Annotated in this window: 10 protein-coding genes; all 10 read right to left on the bottom strand. The window is 56.4% G+C overall.

What is annotated here, in order from left to right; translation table 11 throughout:
• Window positions 1-29: 29 nt before the first annotated feature.
• The 10 genes from DFR30_RS03830 to leuS all read right to left on the bottom strand — a co-directional run bounded on the left by DFR30_RS03830 (window position 30) and on the right by leuS (window position 12,850).
• Window positions 30-3,866, bottom strand: coding sequence for a YhdP family protein (locus tag DFR30_RS03830; protein WP_132971412.1), 3,837 nt, complete (start codon window positions 3,864-3,866; stop codon window positions 30-32).
• Between the two features lie 63 nt (window positions 3,867-3,929).
• Window positions 3,930-5,393 (bottom strand): ribonuclease G, encoded by a 1,464-nt coding sequence (gene rng / locus DFR30_RS03825; RefSeq protein ID WP_132971411.1) that lies wholly within the window; start codon window positions 5,391-5,393, stop codon window positions 3,930-3,932.
• A complete protein-coding gene (locus DFR30_RS03820) occupies window positions 5,383-5,973 on the bottom strand; it encodes a Maf family protein (protein WP_132971410.1) in 591 nt (196 codons plus the stop codon). Before DFR30_RS03820 ends, rng begins: the two co-directional genes overlap by 11 nt.
• A 1-nt stretch (window position 5,974) precedes the next feature.
• Window positions 5,975-6,445 carry a 23S rRNA (pseudouridine(1915)-N(3))-methyltransferase RlmH gene (gene rlmH / locus DFR30_RS03815; RefSeq protein WP_132971409.1) on the bottom strand — a complete coding sequence of 157 codons (471 nt, stop codon included), beginning with the start codon at window positions 6,443-6,445 and terminating at the stop codon, window positions 5,975-5,977.
• A gap of 95 nt (window positions 6,446-6,540) precedes the next feature.
• Window positions 6,541-6,906, bottom strand: coding sequence for a ribosome silencing factor (rsfS, locus tag DFR30_RS03810; protein WP_132971408.1), 366 nt, complete (start codon window positions 6,904-6,906; stop codon window positions 6,541-6,543).
• Window positions 6,896-7,528, bottom strand: coding sequence for a nicotinate-nucleotide adenylyltransferase (gene nadD / locus DFR30_RS03805; protein WP_132971407.1), 633 nt, complete (start codon window positions 7,526-7,528; stop codon window positions 6,896-6,898). The genes rsfS and nadD overlap by 11 nt, the downstream gene beginning before the upstream one ends.
• A 24-nt stretch (window positions 7,529-7,552) precedes the next feature.
• Entirely contained in the window at window positions 7,553-8,836 is a 1,284-nt protein-coding gene (locus DFR30_RS03800) for a glutamate-5-semialdehyde dehydrogenase (RefSeq protein ID WP_132971406.1), read from the bottom strand.
• Window positions 8,829-9,872 (bottom strand): DNA polymerase III subunit delta, encoded by a 1,044-nt coding sequence (gene holA / locus DFR30_RS03795; RefSeq protein ID WP_132971405.1) that lies wholly within the window; start codon window positions 9,870-9,872, stop codon window positions 8,829-8,831. The genes DFR30_RS03800 and holA overlap by 8 nt, the downstream gene beginning before the upstream one ends.
• Complete coding sequence (locus tag DFR30_RS03790) at window positions 9,853-10,386, bottom strand: LPS-assembly lipoprotein LptE (protein WP_165869081.1); 534 nt, start codon at window positions 10,384-10,386, stop codon at window positions 9,853-9,855. Before DFR30_RS03790 ends, holA begins: the two co-directional genes overlap by 20 nt.
• Window positions 10,387-10,390: 4 nt before the next feature.
• The gene (gene leuS, locus DFR30_RS03785; protein WP_132971403.1) at window positions 10,391-12,850 is read right to left on the bottom strand and encodes a leucine--tRNA ligase; all 2,460 of its coding nucleotides are present in this window, start codon (window positions 12,848-12,850) and stop codon (window positions 10,391-10,393) included.
• Between the last annotated feature and the right edge of the window lie 144 nt (window positions 12,851-12,994).

Here is a 12,994-nt window from a genome sequence, read left to right as displayed (position 1 = left end):
CCCGGGCAGGCCTGCCACCCCATGACGGATCAGGGGTTCTTTTCCTCCACCGACGGATCCGCTTGAGGTTCGGATTCAGCATCAGATTCCGTTTTCAGACGTGTATAAACCGGATCATCCCAGCTTCCCGTAACTTTGTAGCTCACCTGTGCCATGCGGTTAAAATTCTTGCCGACCAGCCGCTCTGCAAGAAATACGGCCGCACCAACTGCAGGGCCACCTGCTATGGCCCCGGCCAATGGAAGACTGGAACTCACCTGCGGTATCACCTGGACCAGCTGATCATAATCCCGGCTGGCCAGGCCTGTCCGCCCCGATATTATGATAATGGCCGATGACCCTTCTATCACAAAATCTTCCGTGTAGGCGTTTCCATCACCGATAACAAAAGTACCCTTCATCTTGTCGAAACTGAATCCCTCTTTGGTCAAGTCAGTAAAATCCAGGGAAAGGCGTCGCTGCAACGAATTGAGATTGAACAGGTTGAGCAGCTTGCCTGCTCCCTCCTTTACCTCGACCAGGCGGCCTTTGCCGGTTTCCAGTCCGACCTCGCCCTCCATGGACGTGAGGCTGATATCGGCCGGGTTACCTGGCCAGTTGAGTGAAGCATGGCCCTGCATTTCACCGCCCTTGATCGAACCACGATCACCAAACATCTTCACCAGCTTGCCAAGCTCTCCACCTGTGATATCCGCACGGAAACGCGTGCTCTGCTGCGCACCTGACTGCAACCAGGCACCATCACCCTTGAAAACAATGGCCCGGGAGTCAACCTCCAGCACCGGGAATGTCATACCCTCTGTTCCCCGCTGGCCACGTACGACAATCCTGCCAAAGTCACGTGCGCCAACCTGCAACTGCCCGACTTCTATGTCCAGATCTGGCAAGCGTTCAGGTGTCGGCGCAGTACGCGATTCCGGTACAGCACTGTCCTCTACCTTTTCTGCCGTCAGCTTTTCCAGCCGCAGGGCAAGTAACGGGGCGGCAGCGCCTGTTGGTGGAGTCCATTCAACTTGTCCGGCCATATCACGTCCACTGACGGTAAAATGCCAGGGATTCGCTGCAAGACTGGAAACATTCAGTACCTGCGCCGTATAGCCGAGAAAGGTTGCCCGCTCTATATGCAATTCTGTCGATACTGCCGGGGCCGGCGTGGCACCCTCCACCCCGGGTTTTACAATATCTCGCAGAAGGTCTATCCATGCGTCAAGATCCAGTGCATCCAGCGAGCCATCAATATGCACAGTATCGGAAAGTGGTAACGTCACACTACCTTCGCCAAAGTGAATGCCCGCCTTGCGCAGTCCGCCACCATTTTCACGTAGCAGCAGACTTAGCAACACATCCTCGTCCAGCGTAACTTCAAGCGGTTCTTTCGACAGCTGACCAGGCACCCAGGCAACTGACAGCGAACGGGCATCATCGGCAAGCTTGGAAAACGGATGCGGCAAGCTCGTTGCTACACCTTTAAGGTCCGAGCGCAATTTCAGTACTACAGAGCGACCCGAAATATCCCTGCCCGCAGGTATCTGCAACAGTGCATGCCAGTACGCTGCGCCGTCTACGTAGGGGGCAATACGCGGGAACTCCTTTTCCAGCATCCCTTCCAGGCCAAGATTTCCCTCGATATCGACAGTTGTACGTTGTGTATCCGCCGAGCCCTCCGGGTAAACAGAAACCTTGACCGGGTGACCAAACAACTTCGCTCTCACGTCCCTGGCTGTCACACCTTTATCCGAGAACTTCAGGAATCCATTTACCTGTTCCAGTGCAATATCACTATCAACCACTTTTAACGTATCACCGTGAAACCCGACCGTGCCCTCCACTTCTACATGGACCGGTTTCCTGTGTAACGGAATGCGCAGGCCGAGTTGCAGGTCTGCATCGCCACGTGTCGTGGTGCGATCCACCAGCTGCCCAAAGCGGTCTCGTAAAGGACTGTAGTTGATATACGCCAGCAGACTTTCCAGCGTTCCACTGACTGTGCCGTCTATATCCAGGACCGGTTTGGAAAAATCATCAATACTGGCAACCGCACGGTCTACATTGGCATCCAGGATGGTGGCGGAATCGGCAGTGATACGCATGGAGCGCCCGGAAAACAGGGCCGAACCTCTTAATGCATCCAGCTGCCCCCACAAAGGGTGGTAGTCGAGCAGCACATCATCAAAATCAAAACGCACCTCAAGACGCCCATCTCCCTGGTCAAATGGCACATGATCCAGCGGCCCCTGCAGCAGAAAACGGACATCATGCACATTCCCTCGCCTGAAAGCACTACCCAGCCATTTCATCGCCTTTGGCCGCAACACCTTGTCAGGGAAATAAGGCCTGATATCTGTGACAGCAACATCATCAGCCTGCAGCTGCATATCAATCCATGGAACCGCCTGCCCCGGCACCCAGTCGAGCTGCAGGCGCGTCCATGTACGAAGCGGGCCTGACACAAGTAACAAGCGATCTGAATTGACACGAAAACGGTCTGTCAGGTGCTGCCATTCCAACCGACCTGACAAACGGGAAATGGTTGGTACCTCGGAGAAAATCCTCGGGAACTGCAAATTGACAGCTTCACTGTCGAAATCAATACGGCCGGCCTGCAAGTTGCCTTCCAGCCTACCCGAAAGACCTGTCGCCCCGGGCAGCCTGTCATCAGCCATCATGCCGAGATTATCAAAGCTTGAACGCAGTGACATATCCGGTGGCGCGTTATCGTGCAGGTAAAGCTCGAACTCCGTGTCCTTCAACTCACCACGTGGCTTTATACGTTTAATACGCTGCCGCATTTCAGCACCGACCCATGGTAACAGTGGCAAGATCCGGCTGACTTCTGACACAACAACATGACTGGCCCTGCCCTGGACAGACAGGGATGCATCATTTCTGACTGTCGCGCGCAAACTGGATTCCGGCCATGCCTCCACCTGGTCACGCATCAGGCTGAACTTCTGCAACTCCAGCGTCCAGCCCTGCTTTTTTGCGCGCAGGCTGAAACGGCTGGACAACTCATCAGCCGTATAAAGGGCTTCCGGTTCTTCAGGCCGTGACAACATGGGATGCGCCACATCAATCGAGCCTGCACTCCACAGCAGTTTGCGGTTGCGGATGTTGGCCCACACTTCAAAATCGACATCACCTTTCGCAATATAGCCGAGTGGCTTTATCCATTCAGCCACGGATGACACATGAAAGTCTTCTGTCTTTAAATAAAGCTGGCCAGTCCAGTCCTGCGGCCATTTAAGCGGACCGGAAAGATCAGCCGCCAGCTCAATCCGCTTGCCATACGCTTCGTTAATATCTGTCTGGACCAGTAACTGGTGTCGCCAACCATCGCTTTTCAGCTGTGCCGACAAATCAGTGAGGTGCACGGGTTGAGCAAACAGGCCTGGATCCTGCCAGTCGAGTGTTATTTGCTCCAGCGATACGCTTTCCTGATGCATTAGCCAGTAAAAGGCATCCAGGCTCGCATTCTTGTCCTGCTCCGCAGAAAGATCGGTTTGCAAAGCCAATTGCACGCCAATAATACGAATACCTGATGTCAGCCATTTTTGCCGTAACAGCGAATCGACAATATTCAGCCCGACCTGGACTTCACCGATATCCAGCCGCCCCCCGGGAAACCTGTCGTCATGTACAACAACCTGTTGCAGTCTCAGCACCGGTGAAAGTCGGTGCCATGCTGCATTCATCGAACCGATTTCCACCGGCCTGTCGAGAACCTCCTCAACCAGCGTTTCCACCTGTCCACGGTACTCGGCCATGCCGGGCAGTAACAAACGTGCCGCACTCAGCGCAACCGCAAGCCCGACAATAACGCTGGCAGCCACCCACCACAGCATACGTCCAAGGCGGCGCAGGGGCATCAGCCGGGACCCTGATGCCGCACGGGCAATACCGCGAGGAAAAGAAAGAAAAGCACCATGCGACTACAACAAGACAACGTCGAACAGCTCCTGGGAATACAGTGCCTCGACCTGGAACTTGATCGGCTTGCCAATGAACGCTTCCAGCTCGGCAAGACTGGTGGACTCCTCGTCCAGCAACAGGTCCACCACTTCCTGCGATGCCAGCACCAGCAATTGCTCAACATCAAACTGGCGCGCCTCACGCAGGATTTCACGGAATATTTCGTAACAGACTGTCTCGGCCGACTTGATCGATGCACGTCCACTACAGGTTGGACAGGTTTCGCAGAGAATATGCTCCAGGCTTTCACGGGTGCGTTTACGTGTCATCTGTACCAGGCCAAGACTGGAGATTTCGCTGATATGGCAATTCGCCTGGTCACGCTCGATGTGTTTTTCCAGCGCCCTGATAACCTGACGCTTGTGATCTTCATTTTGCATGTCGATAAAATCAACGATGATAATCCCGCCGAGGTTACGCAACCGCAACTGACGGACAATAGCCTGCGCCGCCTCCAGGTTGGTCTTGAAAATTGTTTCTTCCAGGTTACGGTGACCGACATAGGCACCGGTATTCACATCGATGGTAGTCATCGCTTCTGTCTGGTCAATAACGAGGTGGCCACCGGACTTGAGCTGCACCTTGCGCTCGAGGGCCTTCTGGATTTCATCATCAATGCCATACAGGTCAAAAATAGGACGCTCCCCCGGGTAGTACTCAAGCTTGTCCTTGAGGGCGGGTGTAAACTGTGCGACGAATTTTTCCACACGCTGGAAAGTTTCACGCGAATCAATGCGCAGCTTCTCAACTTCGGCATCGGATATATCTCGCAACACGCGTAAAGCCAGAGGCAGGTCTTCATGAACCACACCACCGGGGCCGACCTTGCCAATACCTTCCTGGATCGATGCCCACAGTCGCTGCAGGAACTCAAGATCAGAAGCGACAGCTTCTGATGTTGCATCTTCCGCCGCGGTACGCAAAATATAACCCCCTCCCTGTTCTCCACGGGCGCCCAGCACTGCCTCGCGAAGGCGCTGGCGCTCATCCTCATCCTCGATACGCTGTGACACGCCGACATTGCCCGCGCCCGGCATAAACACCAGGTATCGTGATGGGATCGTAATACGGGTTGTAAGACGAGCACCTTTGGTGCCGAGGGGATCCTTGATCACCTGCACCAGGATTTCCTGCCCTTCCTGCAGCAGGCGCGTGATGCTGTCCTCAGCATTTTGCTCGGCCTTCTCACTCTCTTCCGCGGAGGTGATATCCGAAGCGTGCAGGAAAGCTGCACGGTCCAGACCGATGTCAATGAATGCAGCCTGCATACCTGGCAGCACACGACTCACGATACCCTTGTAGATGTTACCGACCAGCCCGCGGCAGCGCGCACGCTCAATAAACACCTCCTGCAACATGCCATTCTCAACCACCGCAACGCGCGTTTCCTGCGGCGTCACGTTTACCAGCAGTTCAACTGTCATACCGATTTCCCGGAAGCCTGATACCAAATTCCTGTAGCAGCTGCGCAGTTTCAAACACCGGCAGACCCATCACACCGGAGTGACTGCCCTGCAGCTGCTCAATAAATATTGCGCCCATGCCCTGCACGGCGTAGCCACCAGCCTTGCCGGCCGGTTCGCCGCTACGCCAGTAGGCGGCGATCTCGTCTTCACTCAGCGTGCGAAACCATACCCGGCTCTCGCTGACGCGACAGGCCTCATGCCGCCCTACCAGGGCGACTGCGCTGAGCACCCGGTGCTCACGTCCGGAAAGCTGCCGCAACATGGCGGCAGCGTGCGCCTCATCACGTGGCTTGCCGAGAATTTCTTCATCGACCACAACCGCCGTATCGGCGCCCAGTACCGGGGCTTCATCATCGCCCAATCGGGCCTTGACCGCACGGGCTTTCTCCACCGCCAGGCGCGTGACATAAGCTTCGGGAGGTTCATTTTCCCGCGGTGTTTCATCGATTTCCGCGACCTGCTGATCAAACTGAACACCAATCTGGTGTAAAAGTTCCTGCCGGCGTGGCGAAGCTGAGGCCAGAATGATTTTTTCCATCTCAGCCCCGGTGGTAGGGATGACCGCTATTCAGTGACCAGGCCCGGTACAGCTGCTCGGCGAGGATGACCCGTACCAGCGGGTGGGGCAGGGTCAGGGGGGACAGGGACCAGCGCTGCGAAGCGGCCTGCAGGCAATCATCAGCCAGTCCATCCGGCCCACCTACCAGCAGGCTGACGTCACGACCGTCGCGCATCCAGTCCCGAAGCGCCCCGGCCAGCTGGTCGGTCGACCAGCCGTGGCCCTTGACGTCCAGCGCGATCACCTGGTGATTTTTGCCAATGACCGCCTGCATGCGCCTGCCCTCGTCTTCGATGGCGCGCGACAGCGGCTGTGATTTACTGCGCTTTGCCAGCGGTATTTCGTTGAGTTTCAGGCTGCATTCGCGGGGCAGGCGGCGGGCGTATTCAGCATAGCCATCGTTGACCCAGCCCGGCATACGGGTACCGACGGCAATAAGGTGAATTTGCATGCAAAGATCGTATAACGTGACGTCTGGATTGCCAAGTCAGCCCTGCATCCCGGCCTGCGCCGGGATGCGTACAGTAAAAACCCGGTCTGTGTTGGTTAAAGAGAGTCCTGACCGCCACTTTCCCGTTCGCGGCTTTCTTCTGTCACTGACCAGAGTTTCTCCAGTGCATAGAATTCACGGATACGCGGTTGCATGACATGTACGACCACGTCACCCAGGTCCACCAGCACCCACTCCCCCTCGCGTTCACCTTCTACGCCGAGTGGCGCAACACCGCCTTTTTTGCAAGCCATCACAACGGCGTCGGCGAGAGATTTCACATGCCGGTCCGAGGTACCGCTGGCGATAATCATCACATCTGTAACAGAGGTCATTTCGCGCACATCAAATTCGGTGATATCGATACCCTTGAGGTCTTCAAGTGCATTGAGCGCAGTCTTTTTCAGTGCTTCAGTTTGCATACCAGTTCTCTTGTGTAATACGTTCCAGCACGGCTTCCGGCAGAAGGTAGCGTGCATTTTTCCCTGCTGCCAGCAAGGCCCGGATGTCGGTTGATGAAATTTCCAGCTGCCTCACCGCCACGGCAGCCACCCGACCGGCCGATGTACCGTGCAATGCTGCCACATCATTTACACGTGCGCCTTGCAGCCAGTCTGCAATTTCACCGCTAACCGGCCAGTCATTGCCGGGTCGCTGCATAACCACCAGGTGGCAAAGCCCGGTAATATCATGCCAGCGATGCCAGCCGGAAAGTCCATGCAGCGCATCCATTCCCAATGCCAGGCAAAGAGGCTCGTCAGTACCGATATCATCACGCAATGAGTGCAGTGTGTCGACCATCCAGGACGGGCCTTCGCGTTTGAGTTCCCGCGTATCGACCTGCAAAGCCGGCTCATTCTGTATACCCAGCTGCAGAAGTTCCAGCCGCATGGCGGCCGACAACTGTGGCTCAGGTCGGTGCGGCGGTATCCGGCAGGGCAACAGGTGAAGTCGGGGAATAGCCAGCGCCTGCTGTACATCAAGCGCAGTTCGCAGATGACCGAAATGGACGGGATCAAACGTGCCGCCAAGAATGCAAATCATGGGCTGCCGTGGGTATGCGGTGTGTTATGTACGAATGTGACCATCACCCAGCACAATAAACTTGAGTGTCGTCAGCCCTTCCAGACCGACCGGTCCGCGTGCGTGCAGCTTGTCGGTGCTGATACCGATTTCCGCACCCAACCCGTATTCAAAGCCGTCGGCGAAACGCGATGAGGCGTTGACCATGACAGAACTGGAATCCACTTCACGCAGGAAACGACGCGCACGGGTTACGTTCTCGGTAACAATGACATCGGTATGCTGCGAACCGTAACGATCGATATGGTCCATGGCAGCGTCCATATCATGGACCACCCGGATCGACAGAACAGGGGCAAGATACTCTTCATCCCAGTCGGCTTCTGTTGCAGGCTTGATACCAGGGAGTATCTGGCAGGTTTTTTCGCAACCGCGCAGTTCCACACCCTCGTCCTGGTACATCTTGCCCAGCACCGGTAACACGCGCCCGGCAATGCCATCGGCCACCAACAGGGTTTCCATGGTATTACAGGTGCCATAGCGCTGGGTCTTGGCGTTGAACGCGACTTTCACTGCCTTGTCGATATCCGCCTGGTCATCAATATAGGTATGGCAAACACCGTGCAGGTGTTTGATCACCGGGATACGTGATTCCTGCATCACGCGCTCGATAAGACCTTTGCCACCGCGCGGCACAATGACATCCACGCTACCTTCCAGTCTTAATAATTCACCCACAGCCGCGCGATCAGTGGTTGCAACCACCTGCACAGCCGTCACCGGCAAGCCGGCTTTCTCCAGCCCCTGCTCTATACAACGCGCAATCGCCTGGTTGGCGTGCAGCGCCTCTGAGCCACCACGCAGTATGCAGGCATTTCCCGCTTTCAGGCACAGTGCCGCGGCGTCCGCTGTAACGTTGGGACGGGACTCGTAAATAATACCGATGACACCCAGCGGTACGCGCATGCGTCCGACCTGGATACCACTGGGTCGATAGTCGAGATCACTGATGGCACCGACCGGGTCCGGTAATGCAGCAACCTGGTGCAAACCTTCGGCCATGGCGTCGATACGTGCGTCTGTCAGTTCCAGGCGATCCAGCAAGGCAGCGTCCAGCCCGTGTTTACGACCGGCATCCATGTCCTTCCGGTTTTCGCTTTTCAGCACTTCGCGACTGGCCAGTATGGCGTCGGCAATGGCGTGCAGCGCTGTATTCCTCGCACCGGTTTCGGCACGGCTGAGCGCACGTGCAGCGACACGCGCCTGACGGCCAAGCGTTTGCATATAGGTGGCAACATCAAATTGTTCAGTTTGCGCAGTTTCAGTCATAACCCGGTATCTCTGCAGGACGGATCGGCGCACGACCCGCCAGTCGAAGTGCCAATTGTAACAGCTCATCCCATGCACTGCCCGCCGCACGGCCCTTGATCACCCGGTCGATCAGGGCACAACGTTGCAGCATGGCCCACCACTGGCGACCACGGATGCGCTGCAAAACCCCGCTGACAAGGGGTTTTCGTTTGTCCCAGACACGTCGCGCTGCCATGGCCTGACCTGGCGGGGTACCGGTCTGGATATCGCGCGCCATACCCGCCAGTGAACGAATCTCGCGTGTCAGCGCCCATAATACCAGCACCGGATCCACACCCTCGGCGCGCAGCCCGCCCAGTATGCGTTGGGTGTGCGCCGCATCTCCGGCCATGGCCATATCCACCAGGCCATAAATGTCGTAGCGGGCACTGTCTGTCACCAGTGATTCGATATCCTCCAGCGAAACCTCTCCGGGCCCATGCAGGAGAAACAGTTTCTCGATTTCCTGGTCAGCGGCAAGCAGATTACCTTCCACGCGATCAGCCAGCAGTTGCAAGGCCTCACGTCCGGCGTGCATGTCATGACGGCGCATGCGCGCATCGATCCAGCCCGGTAATTCACGTAAGCCTACCGGCCATACCGGCACACTCACTCCCGCTTTTTCCAGTGCCTGCACCCACTTGCTTCGGCGTGCGGCCGGCTCCAGCTTGCCGGAGACAATCAGCAGTACGGTGTCTTCCGGAGGGCGTTCTGCATAATCGCGCAATACCTGCGCGCCCTGCCGTCCCGGCTTGCCGGTTGGCAGGCGCAATTCCATCAGGCGCTGCTCGGAAAACAACGAGAGGCTGTCGGCGGCTGCCAGCAGGCAGTCCCAGTCAAAGCCGGTCTCAACACTGAACACCTGGCGGTCGGCATAGCCCTGGTCCCGGGTTGCCGTACGTACTGCATCGGCACACTCGTTGACCAGCAGCGTTTCATCACCATAGATGAAGTAAACCGGTGCCAGCCTCTTGCCAAGCCCGGCCGCCAACTGCTCAGGGCGCAGCTGGCTCATGCGCCTGCAGACTGGTGCGGATACGAGTGATAATCTGACGCGCAAGGGAACGACGCATCTGTTTGCGCAGCTCGTCGATTTCCGACACTTTGCCGAGCAACTGGTTTTCATCGAAAACCAGGTCGCGGGTCAGGCGCAAAGTCTGGGGCTCAAGGAGCACTTGCCCCTTGTTATCCTGTAGCGAGAATGTCACCTCCTCAAACAGTTCATATTCGCTGGCCTTGCCACCTCGTCCTACCGACAATACTCTTCGCTGTGAGCGCTCATTTTCCAGCCGCAGTATGGCTGTCGCTTCGTCAGCGTTTGTTGTAATACGGGAACCAGAGGATTCCAGTTCAACACGCAATGCAGCGGCAACACCCTCCCAGGGGTCTTTGGCTTGCAGCAAGGTGGATTTGAGTACGGGTGGTAATTCGACACTACCACGCAGTTGAAAGCCGCATGCCGATAATTGCACCAGCAATAAAGCCACCAGCGCAGGAACGGTGATGGATAAAAGGCGATTCATCAACATGGCACTACCCCACCACCAGGTTAACCAGACGTCCCGGCACCACAATCTGCTTTCGTATTGTCTTGCCTTCGACAAAGCGCTGCACATTGGGCTCCTGCACGGCAGTCTCTATAATGCTGTCATTATCTGCACCCGCCGGCACATTGATTTTTCCACGCATTTTTCCGTTGACCTGCACAACCAGTTGTACGCTATCCTGCACCAGTGCACTGGCATCAGCCTTCGGCCAGCGCGCATTGACGACTGGCTCATCCCGGTGACCCAGCGCTTCCCACAATACCTGGGCGATATGCGGCACAATTGGCGATAACATCAAAACAGAAGCTTCCAGTGCTTCCTGCACCAATGCCCGACCCTGCCCGGAATCGTCGGCAAATTTCCCTGTTTCGTTCAGTAGCTCCATATTGGCTGCAATCGCGGTGTTGAACGTATAACGACGCCCGATGTCGTCGCTAACCTTGCCGATCGTCTCATGTAACTTGAAACGAAAAGCTTTCTGGCTGTCGTCCAGTGTATCTGTATCCAGCACGACTGTCGCACCTGCGGACACATGCCGGTAAACCGCCTTCCACAGGCGATTGAGAAAACGTGACGCACCTTCCACACCGGAATCCGACCACTCCAGCGATTGTTCCGGTGGCGCGGCAAACATCATGAACAGGCGTACAGTATCCGCACCATACTGCTCGATGAGCGATTGCGGGTCCACAGTATTACCCTTTGACTTGGACATCTTGGAACCGTCCTTGTTGACCATACCCTGGGTCAACAGGTGCGTGAACGGTTCATCGTGTTTGACCAGACCAAGATCACGCATCAGCTTGTTAAAGAATCGCGCATAAAGCAGGTGCAACACGGCGTGCTCAATTCCACCGACATACTGGTCGACCGGTGACCAGTAATCCACGCGTGAATCCAGCATGCTGTCTTTCGCATCCGGGCAGGTGTAGCGGGCGTAATACCAGGAGGATTCAAAGAAGGTATCAAAGGTGTCTGTCTCACGTTCTGCCTTGCCTCCACAAACGGGGCAAGCTACATCAATAAAACTCCGGTCCGTTTTCAGCGGCGAGCCGGTACCCTCGATGACCACATCGCGCGGCAGCTCGACCGGCAACTGCGCTTCCGGTACCGGCACCGGGCCACAGGACGGACAATTGATCATGGGAATCGGGCAACCCCAGTAACGCTGCCGGGACACACCCCAGTCGCGCAGGCGGAAATTGACCGTCTTCCTGCCCTTGCCGTGTTTTTCCAGCCACGCGGCAATGACATCAAAGGCCTGTTCCGAGGTCAGGCCGTCAAATTCACCGGAGTGCTGAAGGATACCCTTTTCGGTAAATGCTGCCTGACTGACGTCTGCCTCCACCGAATCATCCACCGGGTAAATCACCTGTTTTACAGGCAGACCATATTGTTGCGCAAACTCCCAGTCACGCTGGTCGTGGGCCGGTACGGCCATCACCGCACCCGAGCCGTATTCCATCAGTACGAAATTGGCTGTCCATACCGGCACACTTTCACCGGTTACCGGGTGAATGGCTTTCAGGCCGGTATCCACACCCTTTTTCTCCAGTGTGGCCATATCGGCTTCAGCTACCCTGGTGCGTGCGCATTCATCGATAAAGGCCTGCAGGGCAGGATTGTTCTGCGCCGCTTTCTTTGCCAACGGGTGTTGCGAGGCGATACCCACATAACTCACACCCATCAGCGTATCGGGACGGGTGGTGTAAACGGTCAACGGTTCTTCCTCACCTTCGATCCCGAACTGCAATTCCACGCCTTCAGAGCGACCGATCCAGTTGCGCTGCATGGTACGCACCTGCTCGGGCCAGCCGTCCAGCTGGTCCAGGTCATCGAGCAGTTGCTGGGCATAGTCAGTGATCTTCAGGAACCATTGTGGAATCTCGCGGCGCTCCACAGGGGCACCGGAACGCCAGCCCTTGCCGTCGATAACCTGTTCGTTGGCCAGTACCGTCTGGTCAACGGGATCCCAGTTGACCACCGCCGTTTTTTTGTAGACCAGGCCTTTTTCATAAAGCCGGGTGAAAAACCATTGTTCCCAGCGGTAATACTCCGGGTCACAGGTTGCCAGCTCACGCTCCCAGTCATAGCCGAAACCGAGGCGTTTCAACTGACCACGCATATAATCGATATTCTCCAGCGTCCATTTGGCCGGTGGTACCTTGTTCTTGATGGCGGCATTCTCGGCCGGCAGGCCAAAGGCATCCCAGCCCATCGGCTGCAGCACATTTTTACCCAGCATTCGCTGGTAGCGGGAAATTACGTCGCCGATAGTATAGTTACGCACATGCCCCATGTGCAGGCGGCCGCTGGGGTACGGGAACATGGACAGGCAATAGTATTTTTCCCGGGAATCGTCCTCCCTGGCGCAGTAGGTACCTTCCTGCTCCCAGTCTTGCTGGATCCGCGCCTCGATTTCCTGGGGGTTGTAACTCTCGTCCATCCGGTGTGCCTGTCTCTGGGTTCAAAGGCGGGAAGAATACCGTACCGGGTGGCCGGCAAACAACACAACTCACCGACCCTGGCCGGTTTATTCCATTGATCCCGGTCATAAACAGGGCGATAAAGGAGGACTAGACTCGTATCC

The organism is Thiogranum longum (genome assembly GCF_004339085.1).
In the GTDB taxonomy this organism is placed as follows: domain Bacteria; phylum Pseudomonadota; class Gammaproteobacteria; order DSM-19610; family DSM-19610; genus Thiogranum; species Thiogranum longum.
Note: the sequence above shows the minus strand (reverse complement) of the source record. Positions and strands in the feature narration are given on the sequence as shown.